The organism is Arcobacter rhizosphaerae (genome assembly GCF_049472155.1).
Classification (GTDB): domain Bacteria; phylum Campylobacterota; class Campylobacteria; order Campylobacterales; family Arcobacteraceae; genus Arcobacter_B.
In genome coordinates this window covers 36,735-55,721 of record NZ_JBMOVW010000001.1, presented here as the reverse complement: position 1 = coordinate 55,721, position 18,987 = coordinate 36,735, and the positions used below count along the sequence as shown (strand labels likewise).

At 26.1% G+C, this 18,987-nt stretch carries 20 protein-coding genes; 5 read left to right on the top strand and 15 right to left on the bottom strand.

Annotated elements, in window-relative coordinates:
* Positions 1-22: 22 nt before the first annotated feature.
* Both ACH5BH_RS00295 and ACH5BH_RS00290 read right to left on the bottom strand, forming a co-directional pair.
* Positions 23-910: an AraC family transcriptional regulator gene (locus ACH5BH_RS00295; protein ID WP_423297069.1), complete on the bottom strand. Its 888-nt coding sequence runs from the start codon at positions 908-910 to the stop codon at positions 23-25.
* 42 nt (positions 911-952) lie between these two features.
* Positions 953-1,330: a hypothetical protein gene (locus ACH5BH_RS00290; RefSeq protein ID WP_423297068.1), complete on the bottom strand. Its 378-nt coding sequence runs from the start codon at positions 1,328-1,330 to the stop codon at positions 953-955.
* A gap of 197 nt (positions 1,331-1,527) precedes the next feature.
* Between ACH5BH_RS00290 and ACH5BH_RS00285 the strand changes: the two genes are divergently transcribed.
* Entirely contained in the window at positions 1,528-3,252 is a 1,725-nt protein-coding gene (locus ACH5BH_RS00285; RefSeq protein WP_423297067.1) for an ABC-F family ATP-binding cassette domain-containing protein, read from the top strand.
* A 9-nt stretch (positions 3,253-3,261) separates the two neighbouring features.
* Here the strand turns inward: ACH5BH_RS00285 and ACH5BH_RS00280 are convergent, their stop codons facing one another.
* The 6 genes from ACH5BH_RS00280 to ACH5BH_RS00255 all read right to left on the bottom strand — a co-directional run bounded on the left by ACH5BH_RS00280 (position 3,262) and on the right by ACH5BH_RS00255 (position 10,234).
* A complete protein-coding gene (locus ACH5BH_RS00280) occupies positions 3,262-5,178 on the bottom strand; it encodes a sensor histidine kinase (protein ID WP_423297066.1) in 1,917 nt (638 codons plus the stop codon).
* 194 nt (positions 5,179-5,372) lie between these two features.
* Positions 5,373-5,855 carry a hypothetical protein gene (locus ACH5BH_RS00275; RefSeq protein WP_423297065.1) on the bottom strand — a complete coding sequence of 161 codons (483 nt, stop codon included), beginning with the start codon at positions 5,853-5,855 and terminating at the stop codon, positions 5,373-5,375.
* 283 nt (positions 5,856-6,138) lie between these two features.
* Positions 6,139-7,911 (bottom strand): DUF2326 domain-containing protein, encoded by a 1,773-nt coding sequence (locus tag ACH5BH_RS00270; protein WP_423297064.1) that lies wholly within the window; start codon positions 7,909-7,911, stop codon positions 6,139-6,141.
* Positions 7,898-8,149: an ABC-three component system middle component 8 gene (locus tag ACH5BH_RS00265; RefSeq protein WP_423297063.1), complete on the bottom strand. Its 252-nt coding sequence runs from the start codon at positions 8,147-8,149 to the stop codon at positions 7,898-7,900. The genes ACH5BH_RS00270 and ACH5BH_RS00265 overlap by 14 nt, the downstream gene beginning before the upstream one ends.
* On the bottom strand, positions 8,146-9,069 hold the full coding sequence (locus ACH5BH_RS00260; RefSeq protein WP_423297062.1) for an ABC-three component system protein: 924 nt from the start codon (positions 9,067-9,069) through the stop codon (positions 8,146-8,148). The genes ACH5BH_RS00265 and ACH5BH_RS00260 overlap by 4 nt, the downstream gene beginning before the upstream one ends.
* 397 nt (positions 9,070-9,466) lie before the next feature.
* Positions 9,467-10,234: a TIGR02757 family protein gene (locus ACH5BH_RS00255; RefSeq protein WP_423297061.1), complete on the bottom strand. Its 768-nt coding sequence runs from the start codon at positions 10,232-10,234 to the stop codon at positions 9,467-9,469.
* 57 nt (positions 10,235-10,291) lie between these two features.
* Here ACH5BH_RS00255 and ACH5BH_RS00250 point away from each other — a divergent pair, with 57 nt between their 5' ends.
* Entirely contained in the window at positions 10,292-10,873 is a 582-nt protein-coding gene (locus ACH5BH_RS00250) for a nitroreductase family protein (protein WP_423297060.1), read from the top strand.
* A gap of 25 nt (positions 10,874-10,898) precedes the next feature.
* The gene (locus ACH5BH_RS00245; RefSeq protein WP_423297059.1) at positions 10,899-11,720 is read left to right on the top strand and encodes an SDR family NAD(P)-dependent oxidoreductase; all 822 of its coding nucleotides are present in this window, start codon (positions 10,899-10,901) and stop codon (positions 11,718-11,720) included.
* Between the two features lie 8 nt (positions 11,721-11,728).
* Here the strand turns inward: ACH5BH_RS00245 and ACH5BH_RS00240 are convergent, their stop codons facing one another.
* Together ACH5BH_RS00240 and ACH5BH_RS00235 are read right to left on the bottom strand one after the other, a co-directional pair.
* Positions 11,729-12,400 (bottom strand): NYN domain-containing protein, encoded by a 672-nt coding sequence (locus tag ACH5BH_RS00240; RefSeq protein ID WP_423297058.1) that lies wholly within the window; start codon positions 12,398-12,400, stop codon positions 11,729-11,731.
* Positions 12,401-12,444: 44 nt separating this feature from the next.
* Positions 12,445-12,582: an alpha-amylase gene (locus tag ACH5BH_RS00235; RefSeq protein ID WP_423297057.1), complete on the bottom strand. Its 138-nt coding sequence runs from the start codon at positions 12,580-12,582 to the stop codon at positions 12,445-12,447.
* A gap of 83 nt (positions 12,583-12,665) precedes the next feature.
* Here ACH5BH_RS00235 and ACH5BH_RS00230 point away from each other — a divergent pair, with 83 nt between their 5' ends.
* Entirely contained in the window at positions 12,666-12,986 is a 321-nt protein-coding gene (locus ACH5BH_RS00230; RefSeq protein WP_423297056.1) for a hypothetical protein, read from the top strand.
* On the opposite strand, the gene ACH5BH_RS00225 is transcribed toward ACH5BH_RS00230, so the two are convergent.
* The 5 genes from ACH5BH_RS00225 to ACH5BH_RS00205 form a co-directional block, all read right to left on the bottom strand.
* Positions 12,983-13,474, bottom strand: coding sequence for a hypothetical protein (locus ACH5BH_RS00225; protein ID WP_423297055.1), 492 nt, complete (start codon positions 13,472-13,474; stop codon positions 12,983-12,985). The genes ACH5BH_RS00230 and ACH5BH_RS00225 overlap by 4 nt on opposite strands.
* A gap of 120 nt (positions 13,475-13,594) precedes the next feature.
* Complete coding sequence (locus ACH5BH_RS00220; RefSeq protein ID WP_404304561.1) at positions 13,595-15,301, bottom strand: Na+/H+ antiporter NhaC family protein; 1,707 nt, start codon at positions 15,299-15,301, stop codon at positions 13,595-13,597.
* A gap of 94 nt (positions 15,302-15,395) precedes the next feature.
* Entirely contained in the window at positions 15,396-16,046 is a 651-nt protein-coding gene (locus ACH5BH_RS00215) for a hypothetical protein (RefSeq protein WP_423297054.1), read from the bottom strand.
* 64 nt (positions 16,047-16,110) lie between these two features.
* Positions 16,111-17,805 carry a 7TM diverse intracellular signaling domain-containing protein gene (locus ACH5BH_RS00210; RefSeq protein ID WP_423297053.1) on the bottom strand — a complete coding sequence of 565 codons (1,695 nt, stop codon included), beginning with the start codon at positions 17,803-17,805 and terminating at the stop codon, positions 16,111-16,113.
* 49 nt (positions 17,806-17,854) lie between these two features.
* A complete protein-coding gene (locus ACH5BH_RS00205) occupies positions 17,855-18,541 on the bottom strand; it encodes a response regulator transcription factor (protein ID WP_423297052.1) in 687 nt (228 codons plus the stop codon).
* 88 nt (positions 18,542-18,629) lie between these two features.
* On the opposite strand from ACH5BH_RS00205, the gene ACH5BH_RS00200 reads away from it, so the two are divergent.
* On the top strand, positions 18,630-18,962 hold the full coding sequence (locus ACH5BH_RS00200; RefSeq protein ID WP_404304569.1) for a hypothetical protein: 333 nt from the start codon (positions 18,630-18,632) through the stop codon (positions 18,960-18,962).
* Positions 18,963-18,987 lie beyond the last annotated feature (25 nt).

The following is an 18,987-nucleotide window of genomic DNA, read 5'->3' as shown; positions in this document are numbered from 1 at the left end:
ATAGATTTTATCAAATTTGTGCTTATAATACCTTAGAATTTCTACTTTTTTCTTGGCTAGTTTTGAACCCAGAAGGAGTTATTTTTTCAAACTTTTTAAAAAACTTTATTAAATTAGTAATTTCATCAAAATCTAGTTTATTTGCTATTTCTTGTAAAGTGAGTTTTTCATCTAAAAGATATCTTTTTATTTTGATTAATAAAGACTCATCAAGATAAGCTTTTGTTGTTCTATTTGTGTATTTAAGTAAAACTCTTGAAAGTGTTTTACTAGAAATATCTAACTTTCTTGCATAGTCCTCTACTCTAAATGTATATTTGTGAGTGTTTCTTACTAAATATACAAATTCATTATATAGCTTTTCATCTTTTGTTTTAATAGGAGTAGAATCTTTTACTCTTTGTCTTTTTAGTTGAAATAATAAAGCTTGAAATAAAGATTGTATTATAGGCTTTTTATACTCATCAGCTGGTTGCTGCAACTGATGAGTTAGAAGTTTTATATTTTTGAATATTGATTTTAAATTACTTTCATCTAATTCCAAGGCAGGAGAATACCTCATATAATCAAACATATCAGTTATATTATCTTTTACAACACTACAAAGGAAGTCTTCTGTAAATTCTAAAATATAACTTTTCATATTTGGATTTAACTTAAAAGAAGTAACTTGATTTTTAGCTATAAATAAAACTGTTCCTTTTTTGTATGTATATGATTTAAAATCTATATTATGTTCACCAAAACCTTCAATAACAATCATAATTGAATTAAACTTTATTCTATGATGTTTTTCTAATTGGTGTTGAAAGCTAGTAGATTTTAGAAGTTTTTTCATATCTAAAATTTGAAACTCTATATTTTCATCATCTAATTTCTGAAAAGGTACTTCTAAAAAATCATTATTCATTTATTTTCTTTCTAATACTTATTTTTTTAATATTATAAATAATTAAGCCTTTAAAACTAAAGAATAAGCCTCTTTATTTTTAAACATAACTACTATAACTAAAATTAAAATCACTAATGAGCCTGCAATACCCGATGGATCTAGGAAAGCATGAGCTAACACAGCATTTAACATAACAGGAACAATAACTACAGCCATCAATGCTGTAAATTTATTTAAAATAAAAGATAAACCTGATAATACTTGAATAGCTCCTACTATAGGGAAGATATAACCTGTTTTTGCTAACGCCATCATAAACATACCCATTTCTTCTGAAACAGGAGGATTTGCCATAAAATGTAAAAACTTATTTAGACCAAATACAAGAAGTAAGATACCTACTAATATTTGAACTGCGAATAATATTTTTGTTTTCATAATTTTTAACCTTTTTAAATTTTTATGTATTCTAACAAGTAGTCTAAAATATATAAAGGTAAAAAACGGACTATTATATGTAAAAAACAGACAATTATAAAATTATGGATTTAAATAAATAAAATAGACTTAATTTATAGATTTATAATCACGTATATCATATAATCCCCTTCTTAAAAAACTGCAAAAAGAGAATCATGATTGAATTAATAAATATATCAAAAAGCTATCCAACAGGAGAGCTTTATAGTGAGCTAAACCTTAGACTAAATCAAGGAGATAAAGTAGGTTTAGTTGGAAGAAATGGTACAGGAAAATCAACCCTATTTAAACTAATACTAGGTGAAGAACCACAAGACATGGGAGAGATTAAATTTCCTAAGGCTTATAAAATTGGTGCTTTAAAACAGTATTTTGATTTTACGGAAAAGAAACTTATAGATGAAACAGCACTTGCTTTAAGTGAAGATGATAAGTATGATATTTACAAAGCTGAAAAAATGCTTTTTGGTCTTGGTTTTAGTGAAGAAGATTTAGAAAAAGATCCAAAATCTTTTTCAGGTGGTTATCAAATCAGAATAAATCTAGCAAAACTTCTACTTACTGAACCTAATATGCTTTTACTTGATGAGCCAACAAACTACTTAGATATTTTATCTATTAGATGGCTAAAAGCTTTCTTGAAGTCATTTCAAGGAGAAGTTATCTTAATCACTCACGATAGAGAGTTTATGGATAGTGTTTGTACTCATACTTTAGGAATCGTAAGAAAAAGTGCCTTTATGATTCAAGGTGGTACTAGAAAGTTCTATGAGCAAATATTGGCAAATGAAGAACACCATGAAAAACAAAAAATTGCCCAAGAAAAAAAGATAAAAGATTTAGAAGAGTTTATTGCTAAAAACAAAGCAAGAGCAGCTACAGCAACACTTGCACAATCAAAAATAAAAATTTTAGAAAAAATGGAAATCCTTGAAGATATAGATTATGATGCAAACTTAAAGTTTGATTTTAACTACAAAGACACAGCAGCTAAATTTTTACTTGAAGTAAAAGATTTAAGCTTTGGGTACACACCCGATAATATACTATTCAAAAATATAACTTTTGCACTTAGTCGTGGTGAAACAATAGGTATCATAGGTAAAAATGGTAAAGGAAAATCAACTTTATTAAACACAATAGCTGGAGAACTTCAAGCTTTAAGTGGAAGTGTAGATTTTCATCCATCTTGTGTTTTTGGACATTTTGGACAAACAAATATCTCACACTTAAATAAAGATAATACTATTATGGACGAAATTTACAGTGTAAATCATAAACTTCCAGAAGCAGTTATTAGAAGTATATGTGGTCTTATGATGTTCAGTGGAGACAATGCAAAAAAGAAAATCTCACTTCTTTCAGGTGGTGAGAAATCAAGAGTAATGCTTGGTAAAATTATCGCACAAGATGTTAACTTACTTTTCCTAGATGAGCCAACAAACCACTTAGATATAGACTCAATTGATGCTCTTACAAATGCTATCAAAGCTTTTGAAGGTTCTTGTATGATAGTTACTCACTCAGAAGAGTTACTAAGAGCTGTTTGTGATAGACTTATTATCTTTACAAATGATGGTGCTGATTACTTCAATGGAACTTATGATGAGTTCTTAGAAAAAGGTGGTTGGGATGATGGTCAAGATGAACCAAAGAAAAAAGTAGCAAAACCAAAAAGAAACAAAAAAGAAATAAGAAAATTAAGATCAATAATCGTAGCTGAAAAAAGTAAAGCAACTAAACCACTAAAACTTGAAATAGAAGAAATTGAAGCTTTAGATGGAGTTGAAAAACAGAAAAAACAAGCAAGACTTATAGAACTTCAAACTGAACTTGAAAAACTAAATGCTCAGTTTGAAAAAAGGATGAATGAAGTTTAGTAAAAATACTTAACTATCAAAAGGCAATACTATCTCAAAAACAGCACCTTTAAAAAGTGTGCTGTTGTAAGTAAAAGAAGTATTATAAGCTTCTATTTTTCCATTCATATTTTTTACGATAATCTCTCTACTCATATAAAGCCCTATTCCAGTACCCTGTGCTTGGTGTTTTGTAGTAAAGTATGGTTCAAATATCCTATTTATAATATTTTTAGGAATTCCTCCTGCGTTGTCTTTTATTTGGATTTTAATTGAATCATCGACTTTTGATACATTTAAAAATACTAACTTTTCAAAATCTTTATCTTTTTTTATAAGTTCATCTTTTGAATTATTCAAAAGATTTATTAGTACTTGAATAAGTTCATTTTTGTAAGAATTTATTTGAAAGTCTTCATTATTTCGTATAATCGTTATGTCTTTATTTTTAAAACTTGTTTTCACTAAAGATAAAGCATTATCTAAAGCCTCTTGGAGATAAAAACACTTTTTATCTTTATCTGTTTTAAAAAAGTTTCTAAAATCATCTATTGTATTTGATAAGTATTGAACTGTGTTATTTATATTGTCAAGACCTTCGATAAGACACTTATCACTTAAAATACTCATCTCTTTTTGAAGCTTTAGTCCACTTGCTGTTGTTGATATTATAGAAAGAGGTTGCCTCCATTGATGGGCTATATTACCTATCATCTCACCCATTGCTGCCATCTTTGATTGTTGAGCTAATAAGGTTTGTTGTCTTGTGTTTTCTAAAGCTTTTTCTTCTATAGCTCTTTTATATCTTAAAAATCTTTTTCTCAAAATCCGTGAAAGATAAGTCGATATTGTAAGTAAAACAACTGTTACAAGGATTGTAACTTCTAAAGTATTTAAAAGATACTGTTCAAATTGCTTTTCTAATTGAGTTTTTCTTTGTTTTATTGAGTTTTCTATTTCATCTTCATAAAAACCTGTTCCTATCATCCAGTTCCATTCATTTAAACCTTTTACATAACTTGTTTTATTGATTGGCTCATCAATACCTGGTTTTTTATTTTGAATATAGGTATAGTATCCTTCACCTTTTTTAGATATTTCAAATAGATCATCAATAACTTTTTTTATATTAATAGTGTCATTATTATCTATTGCACTTTGATTTATAAAGTTTTTTCTTATATGACTTAAATAAATAGAATCATAATTGATGATAAAAATATAACCACTTTTACCATATCTTATTTCACGTATATGTCGTAAAACCCTCTCTTGAATCTGTTTTTCAAAATCTTCTATATATTCTCCTGTACCGATAAACCAGTTAAAGGGTTCAAAGTTTTTTACAAGACCAAGTTTTTTTCTTTGTTTGTCAGGATTTTTGGGATTGAACCAGTACCATTCATAAAATGCTTTATCATTTTTGCTAAGTAGTGATGTCATATCTTTTATGATATAAGTACCTTTTGCATCTTGGTGATTCCAAAAATCCTTACCTTCAAGCTCACGATTATGAGGAAGAAGTAGGTTTTTACCACTATTCTCATATACAAAATAGTAACCTCTACCATCTAAAAATCGAATATTTCTAAGGGCATCTATTATCAGTTTTTTTACAGTTTCTATGTCTTTATCTTTATTTTCTAAATAGATACTAGAAGCAATAGCATAGGCATTATCTACAGCTTCATTTAGTGAGCTTTTTAGTTTGTTTTCTGTTTGTTCTTGCTCTCTTTTTATAAAGTCATAAACTTCTGAAACTCTTTGTTTTATAAGTTCTTTATTTTTTTGAGAATATTCTGCTTGAATATTGTTTTTTTCATTTTCAAAACTTGTTTTTGTTTTTGTGTATTGGATTATAAGAAATATAGTTGTTACTATAACTATAAAAACTGTAGGTGAGTATTTTATTATTTTTAATAATTTTTCTTCGTCTTCAAATATCATCATATACCCCTAATTGAGACATATAATAACATAAAAAAGTTATATTTTACCCACACAAATAACTCAAAAAGTGATAATTTTTGGATAAGTTGTGTTGATAATTGAAACTAGAAGTGATAAAAAAGTATAAAAGAATCAAAAGATAAAAAATGAATATGAATAATATATGATTAGATTTACTAATAGAATAAAACTTAAATATTAAAAGGGAATTTGTTATGTTCTTTTTGTAAAGGAAGATGCTTTAATCTAAACCTTTTATCCCAGTTTTTTGCAACACGACTTAAGTTTCTAAATGGACTTGAAATATAAATACTTTTTATATCTCTTTTAGAAACATTAAAGGTATTAACAAAATCTTCTAATTCGTTTACTTCTAATTCTTTAAAAAACTTTGAATAAATAGTTTGTTCCTTGATAGTTCCATCATTATAATCTTTTTTACTAAAAGCTTTTCTTATTTCATCAAATGTTGACTTTGAGTTATCATCAATATTTCTATTTAAAATATTAAAAAACCTATGATTAACTTTTTTATTTAATTTTTTGACAACATCACTTTTATCAAGACTTATCAATAACTGATATAATTTATATCTATTACTATCTTCTTTTTTCCAGTCATTTAATGTTGTCAATGGTATATCTAAATATTTACTAATTTCTGTTTGTGTCATTTGATACCCCCTTTTGTTTAGTCACTATATACGATTATCGTATTTTTATCAATGTGTGAATTTATTAATAATTTACTAAAAATATGTTATGGTAGTTACTTTTAGATTATCTATAATAAAATTTAAACCACATAAAATATATTAAATTATGTAATTTAAAAACCTTACTTTTGGAATATACTCCAAAAACTACAGGTTGCTGAACTTACTATATTAACTTAGATAATTTGAACTTCTAAGTATAAGTTATTTTATCCAGATTGATAAACTGTTTCAATTATCTTTAAAAACAATGTTCAAAAAGTTTTTCTTCACATGATTCATCTGATAATACTAAACGAACTTCATCTTCAGTAAATTTAAATTCAGTTCTTAAATCAAATGTTTCTGATTCTATTACTGTTAAAATATATTGAATATTATGTGTATTCGAGATATCTCTAACATGTTCTATATATTTTTCTTTTTTTCTAATATCTAAACTGTCTAAAACTCCATCATGGTATACAAACTTGTAGAAAGATTTGTCACTATAAAATTGAAGCAATGCAGTATCAAATGCAGCACACAATATTTTTTTATAGGTATTACCTCTAGCTAAATCTGTTGTTATAAGTTCTGTTTGATTTTGGTACTCCGCTTCAAACTCAATATTATTGCTCTTATTTGATTTAACAGATAATACTGCTGGAGTATTTAAAACTTTTGTTGTAAATTCATTGAATAGTTTTCTAATATGCTTATGGTTTTGTTTCAATATTTCTTTTTTTAGTTCTGCTACTTTTGTTTTTATTTCAGTTTCTAGGTTATTAATTTTCTCTTGTATTAAAGACATTTTATTAATACTTGTTAGTTTATTTTGTAGTATTATAATATCTGCTTCTGTTTTTGCTAAATCTTTTTGATATTTTTTAAATTTATCATATGTTGTTTTTTCTGTAATATCCATAAAGATAACAGATTTTTCTTCTTCAAGATTTTTTAATAAAGATTCAACTTCTTCCAAATCCTTTTTTAATGAAGTCAAATTTTCAGATAAATATTGATTTCTTTCACTCGTAATTTCTTTATTAAAATTTAATACTTTTTCATACTCTTCTATTAGAGTATCTGGAAAAAATATTTCTACTTCTTTGTAGAGTTCATTTATATCCTCTATGTCAATTAAGTCAACATCTGTATTCAAAGAGCTTTCAATCTTGTCTATTTCATATTTTATATTGTAATGGTCTGTATTAGCATATTTAATTTGACTTTCAATATCATTAATTAGTTTTTCTTTTTCTGCATTATCTTTTTCATAAAAATTGAATTTATCTACTTCTTCTGATAGTGTGTCAAATTCATTTTGTTTAATTGCAATTAAACCAACAACTTTATCTTCATCTTCACTAGAAACCTTATTTTCAGTTTCCAGTGTTTTTAATAATGCTTTTTGTTCTTCAAAGCTTTCTTCTAAACTCAACTTCTCGTCAATAAGTTTTCCATCAAATCCTAATAAGTCAAAAACCATAGGTTTCCAATCTTTATGTACACCTTGAAACTTACTAAGTTTAAAAACATCAATATAGTCATTTTGATATCGCATAAAATAGTTAATTACTTTTCTATACTTCCAATTTGGTAAAATATCATAGCATATATAGCTATTTAGAGTTTCTCTAGCCTTATCAATAGCTATATTTTCTTCATCCCATTCTTCTATATCAGTAATGAAATCTTCAAGTTTAAAATCGTTAATTTTAAATGATATCTTAGTATTGTTTTCAGTAGATCTTCTAATGATTAGATATTGACCACTATTTAATTTAATTTCAGCGAAAAAAATAGACTCTTCAAATATTTGATGTTTAGTTAAAAAGTATTTATTTTTATTACTTACTTTTTTTAGTAATAAAAAATCAATTACTTCAAGCAATAAAGACTTCCCAATATTATGAGAGTCAAGCTCTGTATTCTCTCTATCAGATATTTTTCCAACAATTACATTAAGTCCAGTTTCATTAAAAGAAACATTTTTAAAAAATTTATTTGCATATATTTTAGATATTTTCATCTATAAGCCTTATCACATCTAAATCTTTTATATATTCAACTTTTTTGTGCATATATAGAAATGATAAACTAAGTAAAAAAACTTCACCTACTTCATCTCCAATTTTTTGTTTTAATACATCAAGTAATTCAGTATATTCAATAATTGTATTTTCTTTTAACAATTTTAGTATATTAGCAGAAATATTAACTATAGAATATTGTAAGTTAATATGTTTAGTGGGTTTTAAATAACTCATTCTGTAATACCTATGTCACAATGAAAATACATATAATGTAAAAACACTCTTATTAATCTCCTATTATCTTTTAAAAACAACTCTTGTTTATTTAGCATATAATCATATAAATATTCGATAATTTCCTCAAAAGTATGGAAATCACTTCTTTTTACCAATATTTTTGATTGAATATCATCAATTGTATTATCATACATTTTTGCTAATTTTTTATTCTTTGGACTTTTAAAAAAATGTTCTATTTCTGCAAAGTCTTTCATTGAACGTTTTAAAGAGTTGTTAAAATATTCTTTACTTAATTTGTTTAAGTCATTTTTATCTTCAATTTTTATTTTATCATTTTTTCGTTGTATTTCTTGTAAATCATCATTACTAAAGTCAATATCTGAAAAAGAAAGAATTATATCTTTTAAATCCTTTTCATAAAATTGTAATGGTAATAATAAATTATCTAACTTATGTTTTTTTGCTATCTGGGGATAGTCTTGCAGCCATTTTTGGATTCTTTCAACACCTAATATTTGATTATTTATGTTAAGTTCTTCTTCTATAAAATCTTCAATTTTAGGGTCTTGAAGTCCTGTTAATTTTCTATTTGTAAACATTATATAGTTGTCTATTTTATCATCATCTTTTAAGGCTTTAATGCTTTTCACTTCTTTTTTTAAGAGTGTATTAAATTCACTGTCTGTACAGCTAGCAACCATATTAGTAGTATGTTTTGCTTGAATAATAAATTTGCCATTCCATGGACTTGCATTACTTGGAAAATGATTTGCGGTTCCTGTAAATTTTGCATCTCTTCCACCATCTTTCCCATCAGCAAATTTTATTGTTGCTACTCCTAGTATTTCTTCACAAATAGAGATAGCAACATCTTCAAATTCTTGCCAAGAAAGATCATGTAATGGATAGTTCACCTACACTCCTTATTAGATTATTTCAACATTAATAATTATATAAATTATATATTTTAACTAAAATAAACAAAAACTAATATTATATTATACTATATTTAAATATAATTAACTCATATTATTTAAGATACACTCTAAAAGCTAAAAATTAATAAAAAAGGTTCTAATTGAAAGAAGACTTACTAAATCAAATAAAAATAAGAATAAATGTATATAAAACATCTCCTGATGGAATGACCCAAAAGAGTAGACAGTTTTTTAATCAGTCAACACCTAATGTTTTGTAAGACTTTCATTGTATCTTTTCTCAAATTCAGTTTAAATATTGAAAGCCTGATGAACTACGTGAAAGTATGTGTTTTAAACTCTTCAAAATAAAGTCTACTTATACAATATTTACTTATATCATCCTCTCCTGCCCAATCCGATAAAGTGCAAAGTCATACTTCACAGGATCATTTATATCAAACTCTTTTAGTTTTTCAGTTATTAAAAGTGCTGATTTTAAATCATAAGTTTTTCTTTCACATAAGCCTAGTTTTTGTGATACTTTGAAAGTGTGGGTATCTAAGGGAAGGATTAAGTCTTTTTTGCTTATTTTTTTCCATAGTCCCATATCAAGTTCATCTTTTCTTACCATCCATCGAAGAAACATATTCCATCTTTTGTATGGAGCATTTCCTATTTGTTTTATATTTCCTTGTTTATCTCTTTTGAAAGGACTTGAAACCAAAAAAGTAAAACCTTGAGATTTATAGTTTGCTATTTGGTGGATTTTTGTGATTAGTGTATCTAAACCTTCTAGGATATTGTTTTCTTTTTTGTAGCCTTCATAAAAGATATTTTCTAAGCTATCCTCAGATCTTAGTTTTTTAAAAGTTTGAAAAATCATCTTTACATCTTCACTATTTTGAAACCTATAGTAGTATCCATATAGTGCTTTATTTATTTGTTCTTCACTTTTATCAAGAAGTGAGAAATCAAGTGAATCCAAAAACTTCACTATCAACCTTGCATTTCCATAAGCAAAAAGTGCACATATAAGTATTATAAACTCATCATCATATCTACTTGCCACTAAAAGTGGGTCTGGTTTATCGTATGACAACTCACAGTTACTATTTCTACTACAAACTTCTTTATCTAAAAGCTCTTTTATATCTTTCATAATCCTACCTAATTTTCAGTTTGGTATAATAACAAGAAATTAAAAAAAAGAGTTTAAATGAACTATCAAAAACTAAAAACTTTAATCCAAAATGCAAGAACTACAAGAAGATTTAAAAAAGATACAAAAGTAAATCTTGAAGACTTAAAAGAGCTTATTGACCTAGCACGAATAACTTCTAGTGCTAAAAATATGCAACCTATAAAATACATCCTTGTTACAAAAGAAGAAGATGTACTAAAACTAGCTAGAAGTGCTTCTTGGGCTAGTCATTTAGAAGACTGGTCTCAAAGTGAAGAAGAGAGACCAAGTGCTTTTATTTTGATGTTAAATGATCAAATGATAGATGGTTTTCCTATGTTTGATGCAGGTGCTTCTTTTACAGCTATTTCTTTAGCTGCAAAAGCAAAAGGTTTAGCTACAGCACCACTTGCTTCAATAGATAAACAGTTATGTCGTAAGCTTTTTGTAATTCCAGATAATCTAGATGTTATGATAGGAATAGCTGTAGGTGTTGAAGATGAAAATATCAAACTAGTTGATACAACAAACTTTGATACGAACTACTACAGAGAAAAAAATGACACTCATTGTGTACCCAAAAGGGCTTTAGAACAGATAATCATGGGAGAGTATTAAACTCTTTTCAAAAATAGGATAATAAATGCAAAATATTTTAATCACAGGATGTTCCACAGGTATTGGACTGCAAACAGCAAAAACACTCAAAGACAATGGTTACAAAGTCTATGCGAGTGCAAGAGATATAGAAGATGTCAACTCATTAAAAGCTTTAGGTTTTGAAGCACTTAAGATTGATGTTACAAAAAAAGAGGAAATTTCACAAGCTTTAAAATATATTTTAAACAAAGATGAAAAACTAGATGCTGTTTTCAACAATGCAGGTTATGGACAACCAGGAGCAGTTGAAGATGTAAGTGTAGAAACACTAAAAGAACAGTTTGAAACAAACTTCTTTGGACTACATGAAGTTACACTACAAGCTATGAAAATTTTTAGAGTTCAAGGCTATGGGAAAATCATACAACACTCATCTGTTTTAGGAATAATCTCACTTAAATTCAGAGGTGCTTACAATGCTTCAAAATATGCTATTGAAGGTTTAGCCGATACTATGAGACAAGAGCTTATGGGAACAAATATCTTTATTTCATCGATAAATACAGGCCCTGTTACTTCAAAGTTTAGAGAAAATGCCCTAAAAAAATTCAATAAAAATATAGATATAGAAAATAGTTTTTTCAAAGATACATACAAAAAAGAGCTAAAAGCTAGACTTGAAAATGACAAAGATACTACACCTTTTAATCTTCCAGCAACATCAGTAGCAAATGTGATTTTAGAAATCATGAAATCAAACAATCCAAAACCAAGATATTATGTAACAAAAGCTACATATATCTTAGGTTTCTTCAAAAGAGTTTTATCTACAAGACTTTTAGATAAGCTTCTAAATAGGATATAATCTATATCCTATTTAAGTTCTTTTACATACATAATACTTTTTCTTTTATCTAAATAACCAATTTGAAAAATTTCTTCATATTTTTTAAATGCTTCTGTCCAAGACTTAACATCAAAATTTTTAGGTCTATAATAAGGATCTTTTTCTTTTAAATAACTACCTATTTGAGAGATTAAAGTAACACCCCTAAATGACTTTACATTTTTTATAGCATCCTTTAAAATAATTAACAATTTATCATTTTTTTTAATATTTAAATTAATTGGTAATTCTATAAAAGTATTGTATACATTTTTTAAAGATTCATGGGTTTTTACCTCACCAAAACCTATTGTTTCAATATTCTTAGATTTTAAATCTAAAACTAAACTTCTAAAATCACTATCACTTGAAATGATAACTACTGAATCTACATTATTTTTATTACTCATATTTAAAATATCAATAGTCATTTTTATATCAACGCTATTTTTACCTTTTATTGTAGAAATTACATGTTCTTCTTCTATTCCATACTTTAAAATCATTTTTTCCCAATTCTTACCTAGAATTTTCCAATTTCCATAGGCTTTTGCAAAAGATATTGAAGCAAATTTTTTTAAGTTTTCAAATATTTGAGGAATATATTCACTACTTATATTCTCACAATCAATAAAAACTGTCACTTTTTTATTATTCATATTTTTCCTTAGTTTTTATATAGGAAGTAGAACTTCCTATATTTTTATTTACCTTTAGAACCTTTATTATTTGGATTCATTTGAGCACCTCTATTTCCATGAACTTTTGCATTTGCATTATTTGTTCCACTTGTACCTTTGTTTGAATTAGCTTGGTTTGCTTTATGATTATTATTTGCCATAATAACCTCCTTTTAAATTTCCTGATAATATAATTAAATATTTAATCAGTAATGTAAGTATTACAAAGAACAAGGGGACAAAATTGGGGACAAAAATTGATAGTAATAAAAATTTTAGAAAATTATGGGAAATCTTTTATAAAGAAGTTCAAACAAACAAAAAATTTACCCCTAAAACACTACATGGATTTAGTAAATATTACATTGAAGAAAATCCTCATATCGAGACAACAGCAAAAAATTTAAAAAGAAAACTTGAAAGATGGGAAGAAAGAGTAGGAACAAATAACAACTTTCAAAATAACACATATCTTGAACTTGAAGAATACTATAAGTTTATAAAAAGTTCATATTTTAAACATGAACTATTAAAAGATGAAGATATCGAACATTGGTTCGATTAATCTTCTTTTGAAGAACATTTTTCATATTTTTTTTCTAATTCATCTTCAACCCATTCTTTATCTTTTGAAAGTGCTTTAGTCATAAAAGAACTTAACTTTTTAACCACACAAAAACAATTATCTCTAACCTCATCAGTGGAGCCAAATTTATCAATACATTTTTTCATCATTTTGTATTCAGTCTCAAGCTTAGTTCTAGCAATAACTGCGTATGTTACCACAGCTGTTCCTGATACATATAAAACCTCACTTGAAACTAACTCTTTATCTTCTAATACTGCTCCAGCAGTTACCCCAGCCATTAAACTTCCTAAAACTACAATTCCATTTGACTTATATTTAATCATAGAGCCATTTATTGGCTTTTTACAATTTTTACATTTAATTGTTTGAGAAAGATTAATTGTATTTTCTTCTTCACAATGGTGACATTCTACTATTAAAGCTGAATCATCATTTTTTGTTAATAGTTTTTCGTTGTTTGACATAGTACTCTTTTAAATAATATTTTAATAAAGTATTATATATTAAAAATTTAAAAAAATAATAAAATTATATAAAATAAGATATGTAAGGACATAAAAAGAAGGAATTAAATTCCTTTCTTTTTATTTTGTAATATAAGGTTTCCCATAAAATCTGATTACTAAGAATACTACAAGTAATCCAATTGGTAGTAAGAAGTATACAGGTACTCCAAATGCAGCTGGGATATATCCACAAACAATAGCAACAGCCCCTACAAATAATGCATAAGGTAATTGCGTAGCGATGTGATCCATGTGGTTACAAGATGAAGCCATTGATGATAAAATAGATGTATCAGAAATAGGCGAACAATGATCCCCAAAAATAGCACCTGTTAATACAGCACCTACATTTAGAACAATATAACTATGAAGTTCATTCCCTTCTAAACCTGTATGAATTCCTACAGCACTTGCTAAAGGAATTGTTAAAGGCATTAAAATTCCCATTGTTCCATAAGATGTTCCTGTTGAGAAAGAGATGATAGAACCAAGTATAAAAATCACAGTTGGTAAAATAAACTGAGGTGTACTATCTGATAAAAGTGTTACAAGATATTGAGCAGTTCCTAGCTCTTTCATCACAGAAGATAAAGACCAAGCAAGGATTAAAATCACAGCCGTAATAACTAAGGCTTTAACTCCATAAACCCAAGTCTCAATTGCTTCATGTAGAGAGAAAATCTTTTGTTGTAATCCCATACCAATAGCAACAAGTGAAGCTAATAATGCAGCTTCAAAAATAACAATAGACGCATCAGCAGCACCAAAAGCTTCTCTAATTGCTTCAAAAGAGTAAGGAGCAGCTTCTACAATCTTTAAAGCTTCACCTTCTAAACCTGAAACACCATTTATATAAAATCCTACAATAGAAACTATAATAAGTACAAAAATAGGAATAATTGCATTAAAAATAGAATAAGTAACATCTTCTTTAGGCATCATAAATGAGTTTTCTTGATTCATCAAAGTACTATCTGTTTTAGGATTTGTTAACTCACCTTTTTCATAAGCTCTTTTTGAAGCTTCATACATAGGACCAAAGTCTCTAAGTGTGAAAGCTGTAAAGAAAACAAAAGCAAGCATTAAGATATTATAAAATCTATAAGGAAGTGTTTCTACAAAAACAGCAAAAGCATTTACCTCTGGCTGTCCAATAGCAACATAAGCATCTTTAATAAGTGATAACTCATAACCAACCCAAGTAGAAATAAGTGCAAGTCCTGCAATAGGTGCAGCAGTTGAGTCAATAATAAATGCTAATTTTTCTCTAGCAACTTTTAGTTTATCTGTTACAGGTCTCATAATAGGCCCAACAACTAGTGAGTTTGCATAATCATCAAAGAATATAAAGAATCCCATAACCCAAGTATAAAGTTGTGCAGTTGCAGGAGTTTTAGCTTTTGCTGCAAGTTTAATAGCAATAGCTCTAGGCCCTCCCATCTTTGTAATAACGGCAATCATACCACCAATTGTTAGAACTTGAAGAACAATACCTGCATTCCATGAATCAGCAAGCGAACCAACCATTTTTGATGACATATCAACTAAAGCATTGAAAAAAGAAGCGAAAATATTCGCACCAGTGATATTTACCATAAATGTACCTGTAAATATACCCATAAATAAAGAAAAGATTACATTTCTTGTTACAAATGCTAATACAATAGCAACTAATGGAGGAAGTAAGGTTAAAGCTCCAAAGGTAACAGAATTATCTTTTGTATCTGCTAGTAAAGCTATAGGAAGAATAGCTACTAGTATAAAAGTTTTTAAAAAACTAGTCAAAATAATCCTTTTATAAAAAATCAAACTTATTATTATACTCTTAACTTACTTTAAAGTTACAAAATAGTTACAATAAGTTAGTTTTTTATAGTATTTATATTTCTTTCATTTCTTTTATATGTTTTTTAATTAGATTAGAAATAGAACTATTTAATAGTTCTAAAAAAGCACTCTTATTTCTAAAAATATCTGAAAGTTTATACTTTCTTGAAGAAACTGCTGTTTCATTTACTAAATCATTTAGGTATAATTCTTTCCCATTTTGTGTATTTACTATTCTTACTTGCATATAGATTTTTATATAAGCTGTATTGGAAAAGAAACTTTCATCAATTTCATATTTTTTTACATATAAATTTATAACATTATTTGCACCAAAAGGAACAAATTTATTTTTATAAAAACTATCTTCTCTCATCTGTTTTTTGAACTCTTGTTTTATCTGATTTTCTAAAGAAATATCAAACTTATTTAAAGCTCTTTGAAAGTTTAAACCTTCACTATTTTTTATATCAGGTCTTACACTAGTTCCTGCATGAATACCTATATGACGAGAAATATATCTTCCAAAACCTAAATTTAAAGATACAGGAGATTTTACAGTTTGTACAGGTTTTGATACTATTATATTTTCATTTAAAGAAATAGACTTCATTTGTTTATTAAAGTTTACTTGATTTTTTGAGGAACATGCTGTAAAAAACACAGATATAAAAAATATCAATAAAACTGACATATACTTCATAAAAATCCTTTTATTTTAGACTCTTTAATTAATTATAGTAAAAATAAATATAAAGTTTATAAAATCATACTTTTATGATAAATGTTGCCCCTTCTTTTGAGTTTTGAAGTAGAAGTTCACCATTAAAATGCTCTTGAATAATTAGCATAGACATATAAAGACCTATTCCACTACTTTTTTCTTTTGTTGTAAAATAGGGTTCAAAGATTTTTTCTTCTAACTCTTTGGGTATTCCATTGGCATTATCTTTTATAAAAAGTTTACCTTTCTCAAAATTTATTTCTATTTTTGCATTTTCTATACTATTTTTTACTAATTCATCTTTAGCATTACTTAACAAATTTAAAACAACCTGAGAATACTCATTTTCAAAGCCAAGAATTTGTATATCTTTATCTACTTTTACTTCAAGTTTTATACTGTATTCTTCTATTATTGGTTTAATTATAAAGACTGCATTTGAAATAGCGGTTTTTATATAAAACAATTCTTTTTGTTTTTTTGGCTTATAAAAATCTCTAAAACTATTAATAGTATTTGACATAAACAGAAGTTGATTATTTGCTTGTTTTATTTTTTTATCCAAGTATTTCTTATCTAACTCCCCATGTTCAAAAGCACTATTTATATTCATCATTATATATCCTAGATGAGTCAAAGGTTGTCTGTATTGATGAGCGATATTATTTAACATTTGTCCCATTGAAGCGAGTTTATTTTGATGAATAAGCATCTGTTCATGCATAGTTTTCTTTTTTTCTAACTCCTTCATTTTATATCCTAATGAAAAAGATAAAATCAAGGACTCTAAAGGAAACCCAATATATAAAGCATAAATATCAGAAACCATAAAAAAATCATACTCTACAACAATAAGACATAGAAAAATCACACTCCAACCTAAAATATAAAATAAAGCTATTTTATATCCTTGTTTATAAACTAAAAATGATGATAACAATAAAATACCAACAAAAATAGAAATTGGTAGATAATCAAATAAAATGCTATTTCCAATAATAACATAAACAATAGTGTCAATAATAACTAAAAAAAGTAGTACTAATAATAACTTATCAACTTTGGGAATAGTATTTTTAGAATCCAAAAATTCTCTATTAAATAAAACTGCAAATATAAAAGATAGTTGTCCTAGGAAATCAGATACATGAATATATTCATACAAAGGTTTAAAAAAATCCAAAGTCATAATATTTGTAATCATAAATAAAAGCAAAGATAGCTGTAAAAATGAATAATATAAAAAGCTTTTTTCTCTATTATAAAGAAATAAAACGAAGTTATATAAAAAAGCACAAAAAACAATACCATAAGCTAAACCAAAATATAGTTTTTCAGTATCTAAAATATTTTTAAAGCCTTCTTCATCAAATATTTCTAAGTTGAGATAAGGCCCTGCTTTAGAATCACTTGTATCTATTTCAATAACTATTTCATTTTGAGTAAGTTTGTCTATTTCTATTATTAATTCATTATCATTTCTAAAAGCTTCTATATTTATGTCTTTTATATTTTTATAATTATGTAAAATTCTAAGAAAATATTTCTTATTTTGAATAATATCTTTGTTTAAAAATAGTTTTAAATAAAATTTATCAAAATAGTTTTCATCTTTTATAGTAGATATATCTATATAAGTTTTATTATCTTTTGAAACTTCCATTTTTGAAATAATTGGATCATCAGAAAAAGCAAATAAATTAACAATAAAAAGAAACCATATAAAAAGTAGTTTCATAAAAAACCTTTTTTATTTTATAATAATAAAAAAATATGTTGAAAAAATGTTAAGTTAGAATATTTATTTTATATCCAAGTCCTGAAAAATTCTCAATAATTCCATTTGGTAGTTTTTTTCTCAAGGCTCTTACTAAAGAACGTATAGCATCACCACTCATATAATTGTCATACCAAATATAAGTTTGTATTTCTTCATAAGAAACAACTCTATTTGAATTTAAACATAAAAGTTCTAAAAATAAAATCTCATTTTTTGTAAGTTTTTTAAGTTTATTATTTACTAAAAGAGTTTTATTAAAAATATCAAAAAAAACATCTGAAGAAAACTTTTTAATATTAGTATCATCTTCTTTTATAGTCTCAATACAAGACTTTAAAACAGAAATTAATTTTGTCTCTAAAATTGGTTTTACCATATATTTTACAAGTTGTAATTCAACTGCAGTAATTAAAAAATTTGTATCTGTATAAGCTGTAGCTATTATAATCTGTGTTTTTTTATCACTTTGTCGGATTTTTTTTGCTAACTCTATACCATTTAAATTTGGCATTTTTATATCAGTGATAACAATATGAGGTTTAACTTTTTCTATTAATTGTAAAGCTTCCAAGCCATCTCTTGATTCATAAACTTCATCAAAATATCTATTTAAATACTCTATTGCATTTTCACGAATAAGATCTTCATCATCAACATATAGTAATCTAATATTTTTAAACTTTTCATTTTTCATAAGAAAGATTATATCAAATTTTTATTCACATATTTTACACATATTAAAAATATATACTTTTAAAAATATAACCATAAAAAGGAAAAACATGAAAAAAACAATTTTAACAACACTTCTTGCTGTATCAATTGCTTCTATTTTTACAGCTTGTTCAACAAAAAGATATGGAAGACTTCAAAATGTTACAGAATTAGAAAGTCAATACTTAACTTGTCAAGCAATAAAAGTAGAGATAGATAAAGCACAAAAATTTATAAATAACATAGAAACAAAAAATAATAAGTTCGACAAAGAGTATGTATTTGGTATCTTGGGAGATTTAGGTATTGGTAATAGATTAGAATACAATGAAGCAAAAGAGTCAGCTAAAACTAGACTTGAAAATTTAACAACATTAGAAAAACAAAAAAATTGTAATTAAAAAGAGAGTTTACTCTCTTTTTAAT

Bases quoted from the DNA above. Each gene is read 5' to 3' on its own strand.
- ACH5BH_RS00225 (WP_423297055.1), bottom strand. From the start codon at position 13,474: ATGTCAAACAACGAAAAACTATTAACAAAAAATGATGATTCAGCTTTA.
- ACH5BH_RS00265 (WP_423297063.1), bottom strand. From the start codon at position 8,149: ATGAGTTATTTAAAACCCACTAAACATATTAACTTACAATATTCTATA.
- ACH5BH_RS00250 (WP_423297060.1), top strand. From the start codon at position 10,292: ATGAACTATCAAAAACTAAAAACTTTAATCCAAAATGCAAGAACTACA.
- ACH5BH_RS00200 (WP_404304569.1), top strand. From the start codon at position 18,630: ATGAAAAAAACAATTTTAACAACACTTCTTGCTGTATCAATTGCTTCT.
- ACH5BH_RS00255 (WP_423297061.1), bottom strand. From the start codon at position 10,234: ATGAAAGATATAAAAGAGCTTTTAGATAAAGAAGTTTGTAGTAGAAAT.
- ACH5BH_RS00240 (WP_423297058.1), bottom strand. From the start codon at position 12,400: ATGAATAATAAAAAAGTGACAGTTTTTATTGATTGTGAGAATATAAGT.
- ACH5BH_RS00205 (WP_423297052.1), bottom strand. From the start codon at position 18,541: ATGAAAAATGAAAAGTTTAAAAATATTAGATTACTATATGTTGATGAT.
- ACH5BH_RS00245 (WP_423297059.1), top strand. From the start codon at position 10,899: ATGCAAAATATTTTAATCACAGGATGTTCCACAGGTATTGGACTGCAA.
- ACH5BH_RS00215 (WP_423297054.1), bottom strand. From the start codon at position 16,046: ATGAAGTATATGTCAGTTTTATTGATATTTTTTATATCTGTGTTTTTT.
- ACH5BH_RS00275 (WP_423297065.1), bottom strand. From the start codon at position 5,855: ATGACACAAACAGAAATTAGTAAATATTTAGATATACCATTGACAACA.
- ACH5BH_RS00270 (WP_423297064.1), bottom strand. From the start codon at position 7,911: ATGAAAATATCTAAAATATATGCAAATAAATTTTTTAAAAATGTTTCT.
- ACH5BH_RS00235 (WP_423297057.1), bottom strand. From the start codon at position 12,582: ATGGCAAATAATAATCATAAAGCAAACCAAGCTAATTCAAACAAAGGT.
- ACH5BH_RS00280 (WP_423297066.1), bottom strand. From the start codon at position 5,178: ATGATATTTGAAGACGAAGAAAAATTATTAAAAATAATAAAATACTCA.
- ACH5BH_RS00290 (WP_423297068.1), bottom strand. From the start codon at position 1,330: ATGAAAACAAAAATATTATTCGCAGTTCAAATATTAGTAGGTATCTTA.
- ACH5BH_RS00295 (WP_423297069.1), bottom strand. From the start codon at position 910: ATGAATAATGATTTTTTAGAAGTACCTTTTCAGAAATTAGATGATGAA.
- ACH5BH_RS00285 (WP_423297067.1), top strand. From the start codon at position 1,528: ATGATTGAATTAATAAATATATCAAAAAGCTATCCAACAGGAGAGCTT.
- ACH5BH_RS00210 (WP_423297053.1), bottom strand. From the start codon at position 17,805: ATGAAACTACTTTTTATATGGTTTCTTTTTATTGTTAATTTATTTGCT.